Below are 15,975 nucleotides of genomic sequence, written 5' to 3'. Positions count from 1 at the left end.
GTCAGATCTCTGGTCTATACTTAACCCTTTGTAAGCCAAAAGGAGAGCAAGAATGACAATTCATAAGCACGGTTCAGCACACTGGTCTGGCGATATTAAACGCGGAAAAGGAACTGTTTCTACCGAGAGCGGCGTTCTCAATCAACAGCCTTACGGCTTCAACACCCGTTTTGAAGGCGAAAAAGGGACCAACCCGGAAGAACTGATTGGTGCCGCACACGCAGCCTGTTTTTCGATGGCACTGTCGCTGATGCTGGGTGAAGCAGGCTACACCGCCGATTCCATTGATACCACCGCCGACGTGTCACTGGATAAAAAAGAGGGCGGTTTCGCCATTACGAAGGTCGCACTGCAGAGCAAGGTTACTGTCCCTGGCATTGACCCTCAGCAGTTCGATGGCGTTATTCAAAAAGCGAAAGCCGGCTGCCCGGTTTCCCAGCTGTTGAACGCGGAAATCACGCTGGATTACACGCTCAATTAAACCAAAGCTCATTAAAAGCCCTCATGCGCGCAGCTGTGCGCATGAGGATAGGTGTATTTTGGGTAGCAAAAAGAACCTTAACGCGTGCCGGTTGCGTTAAGGCTGATAATGGGCATGATGGCCACATTACCTGCGTAAAAGAGATCTGAATTCGTAAACGAATAAACACGCCCGGTGAGGTTTACATTGACGTGAGAGCCGTAGCCAGAGATTTTGGCGTCGCCAGTGTCAGCTACCATAAAGGGTGAGCGTTTCTTCAGGTGCTCCAACAGATTATCCTGCAGTTTTGTGTCCAGGTAATAGCGATAAACATCTGAAACCGTCGCACCCCCGCCTTTGTACTTTGTAACGTACAAATAGACCTCGGGTGTAATTTGTTGTTGTGAGTAAAGGTCATCATCCGGTGGCTGGTTTGCAAAATACTGAAACCCTACAAAAACCAGCAGCGCGGCAGTTAGCGCTCTGTGCAGCCACTTAATAACCGTGCTGTTTGGCATAATCTATTCCCTGTTTAATCCAAAACTGGTCATGAGGGTCATCCCCATAAGGTAACTCACCGTACCATGTTCCCCATTGCGGCTTCGACGTTCCCGCCCGGCTTTGTGCAAAACCCGCGCCCATATACAAGGTTGCTTCTGGTATCCCTGCTGCAAACCCGGTGGCCCCATAATTAAAATTACCAAAATTAGCCAGGTCACGGCGTTGCTGTTTGTAATCCCACGGGCCACGATTTTTGACCTGTTGATAGAACCAGTAATAGGTTTGCGGTAGCGCCATATTCCGCCCTGCGCCATGCGTGCTAGCTTCACGCATATTGCTATCAATTAACCTTGTGCCTCCACTCGGCATTTGTGGCAATACAGCCATAACGTCATCCTTAAAGTTTGATTTTTGGGTAGATATCAACCCATTATCCGCACCAGGTCAATAAAAAAACGCTGAATTAAAGGATAGAAATAAATGCATTAGCACCGGATTTTCATGGACTATAAAGTCCATCCGTATTTTGCTCCGGCTATCCCTTCAGCGCGGCAGGAAACACCTCTGCCAGCCAGGCGATAAACACTCTCAGTCGATGTGTCAGATGCCGGTTCTGCGGATAAACCACATGAAACGGATAAGCGTCAGGTCGCCAGTCACTAAGAATTTCAGTTAACGTCCCCGCCTGTAAATGCCTTTTTGCCGAATACTGAAACGTCTGAATAATGCCTAAACCTGCCACCGCCGCCGCCAGATGAGCGTTGCTTTCATTGACACCAAGGAAGTGCGGAATGCTTATCTCCAGCTTTTCTCCCTTTTCCCTGAAGCGAAACGGAAAGGCCCGACCGGTGACGGGAGAAAGGTAGCTAATCAGCTTATGGCCATTGCACAGCTCCCGCGGATAGGCCGGTACGCCATGATGTTTTAAATAATCGGACGTCGCGCAGGTGACCATTTCAGCGTCGCCCAGATGGCGGGCAATAAGGGAGGAGTCGTCCAGAGGGCCGCCGCGGATCACGCAGTCAACGTTACCGCTGATCAAATCCACGGGCCGGTCGGCCACGCCAAGGTCGATGCGTATTTCCGGGTAACGCTGCATAAAATCCGGGAGCAGGGGGATCAGCACGTCGCGCGCGGTTGAACCGCCCACATCCACGCGCAGATGGCCTTTCGGCGTCGCGCGAGAAACGCGAAACGACGTATCAATATCTTCAATATCAATCAGCACCCTGAGCGCTTTTTCATAGTACCCGGCACCTTCCGGTGTGGTGACTACCCGTCGTGTTGTGCGATGTAAAAGCCGGATCTCCAGGTGCGCTTCGAGCGATTTCACCAGCTTGCTCAGGGTGGCGATAGGCATATTCAGAGAATCAGCCGCACGCGTAAAACTTCCGGTTTCCACCACCCGCGTAAATGCGCGCATTGCCATGAGCTGGTCCATTCGTACTCCGGATTATTTCCACCTGTGAATAGTGATTTTCATTTTTGCCCGTTTTTCATTAATCCTGCAACCGATAGAGTTTATTCAACGCAAGCGAAAACCTCTTCAACCGTTTTTGCGGGCATCCTGAAAACATGATTAAAGGTGAATAACATGAATACGTCTCTCGCAGGTAAAATTGCCCTGGTTACGGGCGGTAGCACAGGTATCGGTCTCGCCACCGCGCAGGAACTGGCGGCCCAGGGCGCGAAGGTCTATATCACCGGACGTCGTCAGGCAGAGCTGGACGCAGCCGTTGCACAAATTGCCACCGCGGCGGTCGGCATCCGTGCGGACGTCTCTCAACTTTCCGACCTCGATAAAGTCTATGCGCAGATTGCAAAAGACGAAGGGCGTCTGGATATTCTGTTCGCCAATGCGGGTGGTGGCGACATGCTGCCGTTAGGCGCTATTACTGAAGAGCAGTTTGATCGCATCTTTGCAACCAACGTTCGCGGTGTACTGTTCACCGTGCAAAAAGCGTTACCGCTGTTATCTGCCGGATCGTCGATCATTCTGACCGGATCCACGGTGTCCATTAAAGGAACCGCAAACTTTAGCGTATACAGCGCCAGTAAAGCCGCCGTGCGCAACTTTGCCCGTTCGTGGGCGCTGGATTTGCAGGGGCGCGGTATTCGCGTCAACGTGGTGAGCCCGGGGCCCATCAAAACCCCAGGTCTGGGTGACCTGGTGCCGGAAGAACATCGTCAGGGGCTGTATGACGCGCTGGCCGCCCAGGTGCCGCTGGGACGCTTAGGCGCGCCGGGAGAAGTGGGAAAAGCGGTGGCGTTTCTGGCCTCAGATGCAGCAAGCTTTATCAACGCCACCGAACTGTTTGTCGACGGTGGAATGGCGCAAATTTAAACGTGAAACAGCGCCACCCTGCGTGGCTACTCGCTCAGGTTGCGCCAGCAGCGCACGCTACAGCCCTCAACTGAAGGCTGTAGCGACTGCGGATGTTCGCATCCTTGCGCTGCCTGCGGACAGCGGTCCCGGAAATAACAGCCGGTGGGAAGGTGACGATTGCCAGGAAGCTCTGTTTTACGCAGCGCCAGGTTTTCATCCAGCGGTTCACCGGTTCTGGGAACGGAATCAAGCAGCAGCCGGGTGTAGGGATGGCGCGGCCTGACAAGGACCTGATCGGTGGTACCCAGCTCCACGATCTGGCCCAGATACATCACCGCCACACGATCGCTCATGTGTCTGACCACCGAGACGTTATGTGAGATCAACACATAGGTGAGGTTCCGTTCCTGCTGCAGTTTTACCAGCAGGTTGAGGATTTGCGCCTGCACGGAAATATCCAGCGCGCTGGTGGGTTCGTCGAGCACGATGATGTCTGGATTGGACGACAGCGCCCGGGCGATAGCAATGCGCTGGCGCTGCCCGCCTGAAAAGGCATGCGGTAGCCGGTCAAGATATTCCGCACGAATACCCACCTGCATCGCCAGCGTCTCTGCCAGCTGGCGCCGTTCGCGTTCACTGCTGCGTTTTTGCACCCACACCGGCTCGGTGATGATGCGCCACACCGGCAGACGCGGGTCGAGAGAGGAGAGCGGGTCCTGAAAAACCATCTGCATGCCGCCCGCGTGATGCGTCCGCTGATAGTCGCCGGTGCTGGGCCTGAGCATGCCCATCAATAGCTGTGCCAGCGTGCTTTTCCCGCAGCCGGATTCCCCAACAATGCCCAGCGTTTCGCCGCGACGGATCTGCAGGTCCAGCCCATTGAGGGCATGCACCTGTTCCGTGACGCGGCCCAGCCAGTTTTTGCGCGCGGGAAAGTTGACATGCACGCTATCCAGTTCAAGCAAAATGTCAGACATGGTGTTTCTCCCGTTGCGGGTACCAGCAGGCAGCCATCTGGCCCTCTGCACCATTGGGAAGCAAGCGCGGTGCCTCACCGCATTTCGTCCCGGCGGCAAAGCAGCGCTCGCGGAACGCGCAGCCTTGTGGAAGCTGGCTGAGATTAGGCACCGTGCCGGGAATGGCCGGAAGCAACTCGCGCGGCGCACCGTTTTCAGGTGCACATTGCAGCAGACCGATGGAGTAGGGATGAACGGGATGGTGAATCAGCGTTTGCGTGGCACCGCTCTCAATTACGCTTCCCGCGTACATTACATACATCCGGTCACAGAGCTGGGAAACCACGGCCATATCGTGGCTGATAAACAGCACCGAGGTTCCGCTGGCCCGCGCCTTGTGCTTCAGCAGACGCAGTACCTGCAGCTGCACGGTCACATCCAGTGCCGTGGTCGGCTCGTCGGCGATGATAAGTTCAGGCTCGCAGGAGAAGGCAAGGGCGATCATCACCCGCTGACGCATGCCGCCGGAGAGTTCAAACGGATAACGCGCCATCACCGCTTTCGCGTCCGGGATTTGCATCTCCTCCAGCAGGGCAATCGCTTTTTGCTGCGCCGCGCGACGGTCGAGCGGCTGATGCTGGCGGATCACCTCCACCATTTGCTTACCAATCCGCCGCGTTGGGTTCAGGGCGGTCATGGGCTCCTGAAAAATCATCGCCACTTTTGCCCCGCGCCACTGGCGAAGCTGTTTTTCCGATGCGGTCAGAACATCTTCTCCCAGCAATGTCACCTGACCGTGATGAATTCGGTAGCTGCCTTCCGGCAACAGGCGCATAGCGAGCATGGCGGTAACCGACTTCCCCGACCCCGACTCGCCCACTACGCCGACAATTTCGCCCCGTTTAATCTCCAGCGAGACGTGGTTCAGCGCATGAACCTCACCGCGGTATATCGGGAAACTCAGATGTAAATCCTCGATGGTTAAAACCGAGTCGGTCATGATTGTTTCCCTCCTGATTTCGGATCCAGCAGGTCGCGGATGCCGTCACCAAAAAGATTAAAGCCCACGGCGGTAATCAAAATGGCCGCACCAGGAAAAGCGCAATACCACCACTGGTCAAGTACATAGTTGCGCCCTACGGCAACCATCGCGCCCCATTCGGCGGTGGGTTGCTGTGCGCCCAGACCGATAAAGCCCAGCGTGGCGGCCATCAGAATGGCGCTGCCAATATCCAGCGAAGCCTGCACAATCAGCGGCGGCAGGGCGTTGCGCAGAATATGCCAGCTGATTAAATGCCAGCGTGATGCGCCGAAGGTGCGGGCCGCCTGAACATAGGTAAACTGGCGCACGACAAGGGTTTGCCCGCGTGCCAGACGCACGTAAAACGGAATACGTACAATCGCGATGGCGAGCATTGCGTTAAACAGGCTCGGCCCCAGCGCCGCCGCCAGTGCCATGGTCAGCACCAGCGAGGGAATGGAGAGCATCACGTCCATAATGCGCATAATAATGGCGTCGCCGCGCCCGCCCAGTACGCCAGACAAACAGCCCAGCAGCGAGCCAATACCGCCCGCAATCACCACGACGGCCAGCCCCGCGCTGATCGACTGCTGGCTGCCGGCGAGCACCCGGCTGAACAGATCGCGGCCAACCTCATCGGTGCCAAACCAGTGTTCGGCAGACGGAGCCTGCAGACGCGCGGTCAAATCCAGCGCATTGGGGTCATGCGGCACAATCCACGGTGATGTCACCATCAGCAGGAGCATCAGGATCATGATCGCGGCGCCAATCAGCGTGAGGGGGCTTTTACGCAGCATCCAGAACAGTTTTGCCCAGTTGATGCCTGCTTTCGCTGTTTTAACCGGGACGGGCGTTTCCTGAGTCAACATCATTCGGCACCTCCGCGCCCGATTCGCGGGTCAACCCACAGATAGAGCAGATCGACCACCAGATTAACCAGCACATAGGCCAGTGAGACTACTACCGCGAAGCCCATGACGGCAGGGAAATCGAGCGCCTGAATAGAGGTGACGACCCAGGCGCCCATTCCCGGCCAGGCAAAGACGGTTTCGGTGAGGACTGCGCCATACAGCAGATCGCCCAGCGCCAGTCCAAGCACGGTAATCGACGGGATCATCGCATTGGGCAGGGCATAGCGCAGCACGATGTACCAGCCGGGCAATCCGCTGGCGCGTGCGGTTCGTATGTAATCTTCACTGAGTTGCTCCAGCATGGCCGAGCGAACCTGACGCGCTACAATGCCAAGATGAACAAATGCCAGCGTCATTGAAGGTAAAATCAGATGCTGCAGGGCATTGAAAAAGACCTCCCCGTTGCCTTCCAGCAGCGCATCCACCAGATAAAAGCCAGTAACGCGCGTCGGTGGATCGAGCCAGTCGTCAAGCCTTCCGCCGCCTGGCAGAAGTTGCAGATGCCCGTAGAAGAGGACTATCACCCCCAACCCAAGCCAGAATGCGGGCGTTGAAATGCCCGTCATCGCCATTAACCGCACCAGATGATCCAGCCAGCGGTCACGGTAGACCGCCGATAAAATCCCCAGCGGCACGCCGATAACCAGCGCCAGCAGCAGGGAACAAAAAGCCAGCTCCAGGGTGGCCGGGAAAAAGGCTTTCAAATCTTCCGCGACCGGACGTCCGGTGCGGATAGAGGTGCCTAAATCGCCATGGGCCAGCGCATCCACATAGCGACCAAACTGGATATACAGCGGTTGATCCAGCCCCAGCTGCTGGCGGATACCTTGCACAATGTCGTCGCTGGCGCGGTCTCCGGCCAGCAGGCGGGCCGGATCGCCGGGGATCAGGTGTGAAATAATAAAGGTGATGATACAGACACCGGCCACCACCAGGATTAACCCCCAGCAGCGCTGGCGCACAATGCTCCAGAACGTCATACACTTTCCCCCGGCGAGAACCGTTATTTACTCATGGTGGCGATGTTAAAGACCTGCTCCAGCATTGGATTAAAGGTGAAGCCTTTCACCTCTTTGTTCATCGCCAGCTGGTAGTTCTTCTGGAACAGATACACGTAGGCCGCCTCGTCGATCACCACCTTCTGCGCCTGCTGGTAATCGTGGGTACGCTCCGCCTGATCGGTGGTTTTCAGGGCCGCCTTCAGCAGGGCGTCGACCTCTTTGTTCTCGTAAAACGAGCGGTTACCCGGCAACCCTTTTTTGTCCGACTCAAACCAGTAGTTCATGAACATGTACGGGTCGGCAAAGTCCGGGCTCCAGTTGCCAATAGCGATGTCATAGTCACCTTTCCCGACACGATCGCGCATGGTGGCGTTAGCCAGTTTTTCCAGCTTCACGTTGATGCCGATCTTGCCGAGGCTCGCCTGCGTGGACAGGGCGATCGGCTCCCAGTTGGGGTCGTTGTCTGAATAGAGGAATGTCAGGCTTGTCGGCTTGTCTTTGACTTTCTCCAGCGCGGCTTTGGCTTTGGCCTCGTCAAAGCTGTACTGCATTGCCGTGGCGTCAAACCCCCACATGCCGTCCGGTATCGGGCCGCGCATCTGTTTACCATTGCCGCTCAGGATGCCTTTCACCATCCCCTGATAATCTGTTGCCCAGGAGACGGCCCGACGTAAATCCACCTGATTGAGCGGGGCTTTGCTGTTATTCAGATAAAGATAGGTCACGCGCAGGGACGGATATTCCGCCACCGCCACTTTGCCTTCTTGCTTAAGGGCTGAAAGCTGATCGACGGGCAGTGAATCGGCGATATCCAGATCGCCACGGGAAAGCTGCAGGCGGCGTGAAGCGCTTTCACCAATAATTTTCACCGAAACGCGCTTAAAGTGCGGCTTCTCACCCGCCCAGTGTGGGTTCGGAACGAGCACCAGCTGCTGACCTTTCTGCCAGCTTTTCAGCATGAATGGTCCGGACCCGGCGGTGTTTTGCGCTAAATAACCGCGTGCATCATCGGCAGCGTTCGCTTTTAACACCGCCGGGTTAACGATCGACGCACCGTCGTTGGCCAGGGTGTAGAGGAACGGGGCAAACGGCTGGCTGAGGGTGAATTTCACCGTGTGCGGATCGACCGCATCAATTTTGAGATCTTTCGGGAACGCTTCAGACGGCCCCTGGCTAAGCTTCAGCAGACGTTCAAAGGAGAGTTTTACCGCCTCGGCAGTAACCGGCGTGCCATCGGCGAATTTTGCGTTATCGGTAAGGGTAAAGGTCCACTCTTTCTGATCCTCTGACGCTTTCCAGCCCGTTGACAGGTCGCCCTCCACCTCGGTGGAGCCTGGCTTGTACTTCACCAGACGCTGATAGGCGGGGTAAGTCACCGTCCAGTCGTTGTTATCAATGGTCACCGCCGGGTCGAGCGTTTGCGGGTCGGCCGCTTTTCCGATCACCAGCATATCTTTCGGGACGGCAGCCAGCGCAACCGGGGCGCTGAGTGCCAGCGAGGCGGCGATCAGGGTAGTAAGAAGCGTTGTTTTCATGGCAGTGCTCCAGTTTTAAAGAGGGGTGTGCGTCAACGGGAAACAGGCAAAACGATCGTCAAGCAGGGGATAGCTGGCCGCGTTCGGCAGCTCGAAGTGCCACCATTCGCTGCTGATCCCCACAAAGCCGCCACCGGACATGATGGCGTTAAGCAGCAGGCGATTGCGCTGCGCGTGCGGCGGCACGGACGGGTGCCAGGCATGCGAGCGGTCGTGCATTTCGTCAAAACCGGCCCCCATATCCAGCACGGTGTTTTGTTCGTCCATCAGCGTAACGTCGATGGCCGTCCCGCGGCTGTGGTTGGAACCAATCGCCACATCAACCACGTATTCCGGGTTCGGGCAGGCATCCCACAATTGAGCCTGCGCTTCCTGCGGGCGATAAGCGTCGTAGACCACCAGCTTCAGCCCGGCCAGTGCGGCGATGCTGATGGCTTTCGCCAGCGCGGTGGCCGCATCGGTATGCAGCAGGCACAGCGCCTCCTGATAAATCGGACGGCCCGTGATGTTGTCGGCTGTGGCGTATTTCAGATCGATATGCAGCGCAGGGAAGGTCTTCGCCACATCAATCAGTTCACTCTCTGGGGGCATAGCTCCGCTCCTTTAGCGTTCGAATTGACCAAACTCTTGTTGTAATTGCCGGTTTACCGCCAGCCGCTGTGGAAGGGCATCACCCAGCGCTTCCACGACACCTGACAGCAGCAGGTTGAACAGACAGCTCACAGGTGCCAGCGAATCCCAGAAATGGCCGGTTTCGGTTTTCACCTGCAGTAAATCAAGCGGGTAATCCCGCGCCCACGGGCACCAGATATCGGTGATCAGGGCCAGCGAAATACCTTTTTCGCTCGCGACCCGACAGTACTGCCGCGCAATGGTGGAATAGGTGCGGGTATCGGTCAGCACCACGTAGGGGTGGGCGAAACCGGAGTTCAGGGATTCAACCCAGCTGCCGGACGCGCCTTCGGCGTAACTGACGCGCGGGCGAAGGTACTCAAGATGACTGAAGAAGGCGTTGGCTATCCCACGTGTCGACTGGATCCCCAGCACAAAAACCGCATCCGCGTGGGCAAGCTGATGAACCACCTGGCGGAATGCGTCGGTGTGCGCCAGCTGATAAACCTGGGTGATGGCATCCACCTCCAGCGACAGAGAGTGCTGAAGGCGGTTGGGCAGAGGGGACTGCTGCTGCCAGGAGTCCAGCCGCTCGTTCATACCCCAGGGCTGATGCGGGTCGCGCAGGCTCTTTTTGGCATCTTCCAGATTGCGGTAGCCGAGTTTTCGCAGAAAGCGTCCCACGGTAATGCCGCTGGTGCCGGTCGCCAGACCCACGCTTTCAGCCGTTTCAAACGGGATCTGTGCGGCATGCGCCAGCAGCCAGCTTGCCACCCGCTTCTCGCTGGGGGTCAGCTGGCTGAACGTGGCTTCAATACGGCTCAACACCTCGGGTTTCGTCGTCATACCGCCTCGCTGTTAACAGGCTGTCAGTCATCAGGTTTGTGTTATTTGATTAACAATGCATGACGCGTGCCATGTCCACAGAGCGACGGGACGCCGCTGTGCTGCAAACTTCATGCAATATTTAGTTAACCAATGATCAACATTTGTGCAGCGTAGTTCACTTTTGGTGCACTGGCTGAGTGGGGAGGTATGAATTTCGTGAATACGTCAGCGTCTTCACATTTTTGATAAGATAGAGACAACGTAAATATGAAAGGGATCCCGGCATGGCGAACTTGCCCTGGCGTATCAGCGTGCGCCTGATGGCGCTCGCAAAGAAAATGGCGATGATCGCAGGAGGGGTACTGATCGTCCTGCTCGCGGTTCGGGTTTATCTCTCGCAGCAGGGGCCGGAACTGCATCTCTGGCATACCTGGCGGGCAGATGAGATGTCCGTACGCGAGATAGATAAGGCGAATTTTGCCCAGTATGTCGCCCGGGAAAACGCCATTTTCACCGATCTGGATAACGCGGTAACGCGCAAAACCCAAGGTGAGGAGCGCACGTCGTTAAACCGTTACTACCGTCAGAGCCTGGTTTGGCCCGGTAAATTTTCACCCGATGCCAACCGCTCCTTTGTGCTGATGCCTGCCGGAACGCCACGCGGCGCGGTGGTGTTGCTGCACGGGCTAACAGATTCGCCTTACAGTGTCCGGCATCTTGCCCGTGATTATCAGCAGCACGGTTTTGTGGCGGTGGCCCCACGCCTGCCCGGACACGGCACCGCGCCCGGCGCGCTGACGAACGTTGACTGGGAGAGGTGGCTGGCAGCGACGCGCCTTGCCGTGCGTGAAGCCACGCGGCTGGCGGGAGACAATGTTCCCCTGCATCTGGTGGGTTACTCCAACGGTGGGGCGCTGGCGATGAAATATGCCCTTGATGCGCTGGACACGCCTGCGCTTCGCAAACCGCAACAGCTCATCCTGCTCTCGCCAATGATTGGCGTCACGGCGTTCGCCCGGTTTGCAGGATTGGCCGGATTGCCGGCGATGTTACCGCCGTTTGCCAAAGCGGCATGGTTAAACATCTCGCCGGAATATAACCCGTATAAATACAATTCCTTCCCGGTCAATGCGGCGCGCCAGTCATGGCTCTTGACCCAGGCCCTGCAGGAGCAAATGGGGCGGGATGCCCGGGAGCACAGACTGGACCAGCTGCCGCCGGTACTCGCATTCCAGTCGGTGATGGATTCAACGGTCAGCACCCGCGCCGTGGTCACCGGCTTATTTGACCTGCTTCCGGCGAACGGCAGCGAGCTGGTTGTATTTGATATCAATCAGGCCGCCAGCTTCCGTCCTCTCTTTAAACCGTCGTCGTGGGCGGCGACCTCTGAGTTACTGCCTGTGGCGAAAAGGCGTTACGGTGTCACGATTATTACCAATGCCAGCGCGGACAGTTTCGCCGCGGTAGCGAAAATAACCCCGGCGGGAGGCACCGATGAGACCGCGGTACCGCTGGCGATGTCCTGGCCGCAGGAGGTCTATTCACTGTCGCATGTCGCCGTGCCGTTCCCGCCTGATGACGATCTTTATGGCCGACATCCTGCGGAGAAAAACCGGTATGGCATTAGCCTCGGCACGATTGCGCTGTGGGGGGAAACCTCCGTGCTGAGCGTAGGCAAAGACGCGTTAATGCGGGTGACCTCGAACCCGTTTTATGCCTACATGCAGGAGAAGATTGACAGACGCATCGGGGATGAGAAAAAGTAGCCTCTCCCGCAAGGGGTTAATCTGTTAGGTCGCGCAGATGAAGTATGTTAAACAGTAATGTCCAACGCATACCTCTTATCGGAACACGTTTTTGTGCTGACTACTCTTATCTACCGCAGCCAGTTGAATTTATCCTGCCGATCCGCCGAACTCCAGGCGCTGGTTGAACAGGCCAGGACGCGCAATGCCGGGTTGAATATTACCGGCGTTCTTCTTTCAAAAGGGGATGATGTCCTGCAACTCCTCGAAGGCTCGGAAGAGAGTGTGGTTAGGTTGTTTCAGAAGATCCGTGAGGATAAGCGGCACAGCGGCGTGGTTGAGCTTATGCGGGATTACGGCCCCCGCAGACGTTTTGAGAATGTCGGTATGCTGCTGTTTGACCTGCAGAACCAGTCGCCGAAAGACGTTCTGCAGTCGGTACTGCACTACAGCAAACTGGACAGTTATCTGACATCTGATGATCGGGTGTTCAAATTTATTCAGACGTTTATTACCGGCAAACGACCGGCCCCGTCGGGGGCGCGTTTTGCCCCGGAGAAATGGACGCTCTCGCGTGAGAAATCGCCGTTTGGCGAGAGTCTGGGTCTGCTGGACAAACAAACCTGCCAGTTCGCCCTCCAGCCCATCGTCGAACCGCTGGAAGGGAAAATCAGTTCACTTGAAGCCCTTATCCGCGGTAATGACGGGGGAAGCCCGGAGCATTTTTTCAGCCGCCTCGATCAGGACAAAATCTATGAAGTCGATCTCCAGACCAAGGCCTGGGCTTTTGCGCTGGCCGACAAACTGGGGATCGGTAGCCATAAAATCGCGGTAAATCTTCTCCCGATGTCGCTGGTGAAAGTGCCTGGCGCCGTGGAGTTTCTGGTTGAACAGATTAAACAACATGGGCTTCAGCCGGAGCAGGTGGTCATTGAAGTAACCGAAAACGAGATGATTTCCGGGTTCAACAAGTTTAATAGCGCCATTAAACACCTGCGCGCTGAAGGCATTGGCCTGGCGATCGATGATTTCGGTTCCGGATACGCCGGACTTTCACTGCTGACCCGATTCCAGCCGGATAAAATTAAAATTGACCGCGAAATTGTCAGCAATATTCATCTCAGTGGGCCAAAACAGGCGATTGTGCGCTCGATAGTCAGCTGCTGCACCGACCTAGAAATCACCCTGGTGGCGGAAGGCATCGAGAAGCTGGAAGAGTGGTGCTGGCTTGAATCTGCCGGGATCCGACGTTTTCAGGGCTTTCTGTTTGCCCGTCCAGCGCTGAATGGCGTAGGCGATATTAGCTGGCCACACCTGGTGCGTTAAGCCAATTTTCCTTCCGTATTATTTCCCCTTCGTCCTGCCTGTGCTTAAATAGCTAAAACGGTTTAATATTGTTTAGCTGAGAGGATCACATGCAAAAAATCTGGGTACTTGGCGATGCGGTAGTGGATTTATTACCGGAGGGAGAAGGCCGGTTGCTGCAATGCCCCGGCGGCGCGCCGGCGAACGTGGCGGTAGGTATTGCCCGTCTGGGCGGGAAAAGCGCCTTTATCGGCAGGGTCGGCGACGATCCTTTCGGTCGCTTTATGCATAAAACGCTGGCTGACGAGCAGGTTGACGTAAAGTGGATGCGCCTCGACCCGGCACACCGCACGTCAACCGTGGTCGTGGATCTGGACGAACAGGGCGAACGTTCGTTCACCTTTATGGTTCGCCCGAGCGCCGATCTGTTTCTGGCGTCAGCCGACCTGCCGCCCTTTAGCGCAGGAGAGTGGCTGCATGTCTGTTCCATTGCCCTGAGCGCTGAGCCGAGCCGTTCTGCAACGTTTCAGGCCATGAACGCGGTCAGGGAAGCGGGGGGTTATGTCAGTTTCGACCCCAATATCCGCCCGGATCTCTGGCCGGATGAGGACGACCTGCGCCGCTGTCTCGAACAGGCGCTGCAATGCGCTGACGTCGTCAAACTCTCCGTCGAAGAACTGGCTTTTTTAACCGCCGACCTTGGGGTCACGGAAGGGCTGGCCGCGCTGATGCGCCGCTGTCCGGCCCGGCTGGTGCTGGTCACTCAGGGCAAAGATGGGGTCATCGCCTGGCATGACGGAACGATGAAGCATTATCCGGCAACCCCCGTTGAATGCGTGGACACCACCGGCGCAGGTGATGCCTTCGTGGCGGGACTGCTTTATGGACTGGCTTCCGCTGGGAGTATCGACAGCCACGATCTTCCACGCGTGATCGCATTAGCCCAGCGCTGCGGCGCGTTAGCCACCACGGCTAAAGGGGCGATGACCGCGCTGCCTTATCACCCGCAACTGTAATTCCTCCCGCAACGGGCCGTCTGTCGACGGCCTGAATTGTCGCCTCGATCACACTTACTAAATCGGTTTAGCAAAAAAGATTGCCGATCCAAAATTGGCAGGTTTAGTATCATCAACCTAAACCGGTTTAGCAATTTAGCACTTTCAATGACTTCTTTTAGGGATGCGACAAAATGTATAAAAAACGCAGACTTGCCGTGATGATAGGCATGCTGGCCGGGAGTACCTCTGTTTTTGCCCAAACGGATATGACGAGTATCGAAGCGCGTCTTGCTGCTCTGGAGCAGCGTCTTCAGGCTGCGGAAACCCGCGCGCAGGTTGCGGAGAAACGCGCCACCGACGCAGAACAAAAAACGCAGCAGTTGGTGACTGCCCAGCAGCAGGCGCAAACAACAACCCAGCAAGTGGCGCAGCGTACTGCCGCACTGGAGAAGAAAGCCGATCAGAGCAGTGGGTTTGAGTTTCATGGCTATGCCCGTTCTGGCCTGCTGATGAACGATGCGGCGTCGAGCAGTAAAAGCGGCCCTTATCTGACGCCAGCCGGGGAAACCGGTGGTGCGGTCGGGCGTCTGGGGAATGAAGCCGATACCTATGTTGAGCTGAACGTGGAACACAAACAGACCCTGGATAACGGGGCGACCACGCGCTTCAAGGCCATGCTGGCGGATGGTCAGAAAACCTATAACGACTGGTCCGCTGACACCAGCGATCTCAATATTCGTCAGGCGTTTGCTGAACTGGGCAATCTGCCTGATTTTACCGGCGCGCTGAAGGGCAGTACCTTCTGGGCCGGTAAACGCTTTGACCGGGATAACTTTGATATTCACTGGCTGGATTCCGATGTGGTGTTCCTGGCCGGTACCGGTGGTGGCGTGTATGACGTGAAATGGAATGAATCGCTGCGCAGCAACTTCTCTCTTTACGGGCGTAACTTCGGCAGCGAAGAGCAAATCGACAATAACGTTCAGAACTACATCCTCAGCATGAACCACTTCGCCGGGCCGTTCCAGCTGATGGTGAGCGGCCTGCGGGCAAAAGACAACGACGACCGCAAAGACAGTAATGGCGATCTGATAAAAACCGACGCCGCCAACAATGGCGTTCATGCCCTGGTCGGATTGCACAATGAAAGTTTCTACGGCCTGCGTGAAGGCTCAGCCAAAACGGCGCTGCTGTACGGCCACGGGTTGGGGGCAGAGGTGAAGAGCATCGGTTCCGATGGCGCATTGCTCTCTGAGGCCGATACCTGGCGCTTTGCAAGTTACGGTGTCACGCCTCTTGGTGGCGGCTGGCATATCGCGCCTGCCGTTCTGGCCCAGAGCAGTAAAGACCGCTATGTCAAAGGCGACAGCTATGAGTGGGTCACGCTCAATACCCGCCTGATTAAAGAGGTCACGCAGAATTTTGCCCTGGCGTTTGAGGGCAGCTATCAGTACATGGATTTAAATCCGGAAGGGTATAAAGACCGAAACGCCGCCAACGGAAGTTTCTACAAGCTGACCTTTGCCCCAACGTTAAAAGCGGGCAAGATCGGCGATTTCTTCAGCCGTCCTGAGTTGCGTCTGTTCGCCACCTGGATGGACTGGAGCAGCAAACTGGATAATTACGCCAGCGATGATGCCTTTGGCAGCAGTGGTTTCAACGCCGGCGGGGAATGGAACTTTGGGGTACAGATGGAAACCTGGTTTTAACCTTTTACGCTCCCGCAGTGCGGGAGCGTTTCTCACATCATAAAAATACAGTCAGGCAGAGGTATCT

General features: G+C 56.4%; 16 protein-coding genes. 6 read left to right on the top strand and 10 right to left on the bottom strand.

Going from position 1 to position 15,975, the window contains the following annotated elements; genetic code table 11:
• Nucleotides 1-52: 52 nt before the first annotated feature.
• Nucleotides 53-481 carry an OsmC family protein gene (locus tag QRN24_RS04710; protein ID WP_014170171.1) on the top strand — a complete coding sequence of 143 codons (429 nt, stop codon included), beginning with the start codon at nucleotides 53-55 and terminating at the stop codon, nucleotides 479-481.
• A 77-nt stretch (nucleotides 482-558) separates the two neighbouring features.
• On the opposite strand, the gene QRN24_RS04705 is transcribed toward QRN24_RS04710, so the two are convergent.
• The 3 genes from QRN24_RS04705 to QRN24_RS04695 form a co-directional block, all read right to left on the bottom strand.
• Entirely contained in the window at nucleotides 559-978 is a 420-nt protein-coding gene (locus tag QRN24_RS04705; RefSeq protein WP_020884084.1) for a hypothetical protein, read from the bottom strand.
• Nucleotides 956-1,348 (bottom strand): polymorphic toxin type 44 domain-containing protein, encoded by a 393-nt coding sequence (locus tag QRN24_RS04700; protein WP_020884085.1) that lies wholly within the window; start codon nucleotides 1,346-1,348, stop codon nucleotides 956-958. Before QRN24_RS04700 ends, QRN24_RS04705 begins: the two co-directional genes overlap by 23 nt.
• Before the next feature lie 148 nt (nucleotides 1,349-1,496).
• The gene (locus QRN24_RS04695) at nucleotides 1,497-2,402 is read right to left on the bottom strand and encodes a LysR family transcriptional regulator (RefSeq protein ID WP_047955649.1); all 906 of its coding nucleotides are present in this window, start codon (nucleotides 2,400-2,402) and stop codon (nucleotides 1,497-1,499) included.
• 153 nt (nucleotides 2,403-2,555) lie between these two features.
• Here QRN24_RS04695 and QRN24_RS04690 point away from each other — a divergent pair, with 153 nt between their 5' ends.
• A complete protein-coding gene (locus QRN24_RS04690; RefSeq protein ID WP_020884087.1) occupies nucleotides 2,556-3,305 on the top strand; it encodes an SDR family NAD(P)-dependent oxidoreductase in 750 nt (249 codons plus the stop codon).
• A 26-nt stretch (nucleotides 3,306-3,331) separates the two neighbouring features.
• Here QRN24_RS04690 and QRN24_RS04685 read toward each other — a convergent pair whose 3' ends face one another.
• The 7 genes from QRN24_RS04685 to QRN24_RS04655 are packed head-to-tail and all read right to left on the bottom strand — an operon-like array spanning nucleotide 3,332 to nucleotide 10,169.
• The gene (locus QRN24_RS04685) at nucleotides 3,332-4,264 is read right to left on the bottom strand and encodes an ABC transporter ATP-binding protein (protein WP_025204144.1); all 933 of its coding nucleotides are present in this window, start codon (nucleotides 4,262-4,264) and stop codon (nucleotides 3,332-3,334) included.
• Nucleotides 4,257-5,243 (bottom strand): ABC transporter ATP-binding protein, encoded by a 987-nt coding sequence (locus QRN24_RS04680; protein WP_020884089.1) that lies wholly within the window; start codon nucleotides 5,241-5,243, stop codon nucleotides 4,257-4,259. The genes QRN24_RS04685 and QRN24_RS04680 overlap by 8 nt, the downstream gene beginning before the upstream one ends.
• A complete protein-coding gene (gene ddpC, locus QRN24_RS04675; RefSeq protein WP_020884090.1) occupies nucleotides 5,240-6,136 on the bottom strand; it encodes a D,D-dipeptide ABC transporter permease in 897 nt (298 codons plus the stop codon). Before ddpC ends, QRN24_RS04680 begins: the two co-directional genes overlap by 4 nt.
• Nucleotides 6,133-7,155 (bottom strand): ABC transporter permease, encoded by a 1,023-nt coding sequence (locus tag QRN24_RS04670; protein ID WP_014170162.1) that lies wholly within the window; start codon nucleotides 7,153-7,155, stop codon nucleotides 6,133-6,135. The genes ddpC and QRN24_RS04670 overlap by 4 nt, the downstream gene beginning before the upstream one ends.
• Before the next feature lie 23 nt (nucleotides 7,156-7,178).
• Nucleotides 7,179-8,711 carry an ABC transporter substrate-binding protein gene (locus QRN24_RS04665; RefSeq protein ID WP_025204146.1) on the bottom strand — a complete coding sequence of 511 codons (1,533 nt, stop codon included), beginning with the start codon at nucleotides 8,709-8,711 and terminating at the stop codon, nucleotides 7,179-7,181.
• Nucleotides 8,712-8,726: 15 nt separating this feature from the next.
• Nucleotides 8,727-9,302 (bottom strand): D-alanyl-D-alanine dipeptidase, encoded by a 576-nt coding sequence (ddpX, locus tag QRN24_RS04660; RefSeq protein WP_014170160.1) that lies wholly within the window; start codon nucleotides 9,300-9,302, stop codon nucleotides 8,727-8,729.
• 12 nt (nucleotides 9,303-9,314) lie between these two features.
• Nucleotides 9,315-10,169, bottom strand: coding sequence for a MurR/RpiR family transcriptional regulator (locus tag QRN24_RS04655; protein WP_025204147.1), 855 nt, complete (start codon nucleotides 10,167-10,169; stop codon nucleotides 9,315-9,317).
• 266 nt (nucleotides 10,170-10,435) lie between these two features.
• On the opposite strand from QRN24_RS04655, the gene QRN24_RS04650 reads away from it, so the two are divergent.
• From QRN24_RS04650 to QRN24_RS04635, 4 genes are all read left to right on the top strand, one after another.
• A complete protein-coding gene (locus tag QRN24_RS04650; RefSeq protein ID WP_284942416.1) occupies nucleotides 10,436-11,917 on the top strand; it encodes an alpha/beta hydrolase in 1,482 nt (493 codons plus the stop codon).
• 93 nt (nucleotides 11,918-12,010) lie between these two features.
• A complete protein-coding gene (locus tag QRN24_RS04645) occupies nucleotides 12,011-13,222 on the top strand; it encodes a diguanylate phosphodiesterase (RefSeq protein ID WP_025204149.1) in 1,212 nt (403 codons plus the stop codon).
• Between the two features lie 89 nt (nucleotides 13,223-13,311).
• Complete coding sequence (gene cscK, locus QRN24_RS04640; protein ID WP_151887476.1) at nucleotides 13,312-14,217, top strand: fructokinase; 906 nt, start codon at nucleotides 13,312-13,314, stop codon at nucleotides 14,215-14,217.
• 173 nt (nucleotides 14,218-14,390) lie between these two features.
• Nucleotides 14,391-15,908 (top strand): carbohydrate porin, encoded by a 1,518-nt coding sequence (locus QRN24_RS04635; protein WP_284942415.1) that lies wholly within the window; start codon nucleotides 14,391-14,393, stop codon nucleotides 15,906-15,908.
• The last annotated feature ends 67 nt before the right edge of the window (nucleotides 15,909-15,975 follow it).

The sequence above is a fragment of the Enterobacter sp. MEB024 genome (assembly GCF_030209635.1).
GTDB lineage: Bacteria > Pseudomonadota > Gammaproteobacteria > Enterobacterales > Enterobacteriaceae > Enterobacter > Enterobacter ludwigii.
This window is presented reverse-complemented; position numbering and strand designations above follow the sequence as displayed.

What these genes read in the sequence shown, in the direction of transcription:
- QRN24_RS04665 (WP_025204146.1), bottom strand. Translation starts at nt 8,711, where the DNA reads ATGAAAACAACGCTTCTTACTACCCTGATCGCCGCCTCGCTGGCACTC.
- QRN24_RS04680 (WP_020884089.1), bottom strand. Translation starts at nt 5,243, where the DNA reads ATGACCGACTCGGTTTTAACCATCGAGGATTTACATCTGAGTTTCCCG.
- ddpX (WP_014170160.1), bottom strand. Translation starts at nt 9,302, where the DNA reads ATGCCCCCAGAGAGTGAACTGATTGATGTGGCGAAGACCTTCCCTGCG.
- QRN24_RS04700 (WP_020884085.1), bottom strand. Translation starts at nt 1,348, where the DNA reads ATGGCTGTATTGCCACAAATGCCGAGTGGAGGCACAAGGTTAATTGAT.
- QRN24_RS04670 (WP_014170162.1), bottom strand. Translation starts at nt 7,155, where the DNA reads ATGACGTTCTGGAGCATTGTGCGCCAGCGCTGCTGGGGGTTAATCCTG.
- ddpC (WP_020884090.1), bottom strand. Translation starts at nt 6,136, where the DNA reads ATGATGTTGACTCAGGAAACGCCCGTCCCGGTTAAAACAGCGAAAGCA.
- QRN24_RS04635 (WP_284942415.1), top strand. Translation starts at nt 14,391, where the DNA reads ATGTATAAAAAACGCAGACTTGCCGTGATGATAGGCATGCTGGCCGGG.
- QRN24_RS04650 (WP_284942416.1), top strand. Translation starts at nt 10,436, where the DNA reads ATGGCGAACTTGCCCTGGCGTATCAGCGTGCGCCTGATGGCGCTCGCA.
- QRN24_RS04695 (WP_047955649.1), bottom strand. Translation starts at nt 2,402, where the DNA reads ATGGACCAGCTCATGGCAATGCGCGCATTTACGCGGGTGGTGGAAACC.
- QRN24_RS04690 (WP_020884087.1), top strand. Translation starts at nt 2,556, where the DNA reads ATGAATACGTCTCTCGCAGGTAAAATTGCCCTGGTTACGGGCGGTAGC.
- QRN24_RS04685 (WP_025204144.1), bottom strand. Translation starts at nt 4,264, where the DNA reads ATGTCTGACATTTTGCTTGAACTGGATAGCGTGCATGTCAACTTTCCC.
- QRN24_RS04655 (WP_025204147.1), bottom strand. Translation starts at nt 10,169, where the DNA reads ATGACGACGAAACCCGAGGTGTTGAGCCGTATTGAAGCCACGTTCAGC.
- cscK (WP_151887476.1), top strand. Translation starts at nt 13,312, where the DNA reads ATGCAAAAAATCTGGGTACTTGGCGATGCGGTAGTGGATTTATTACCG.
- QRN24_RS04710 (WP_014170171.1), top strand. Translation starts at nt 53, where the DNA reads ATGACAATTCATAAGCACGGTTCAGCACACTGGTCTGGCGATATTAAA.
- QRN24_RS04705 (WP_020884084.1), bottom strand. Translation starts at nt 978, where the DNA reads ATGCCAAACAGCACGGTTATTAAGTGGCTGCACAGAGCGCTAACTGCC.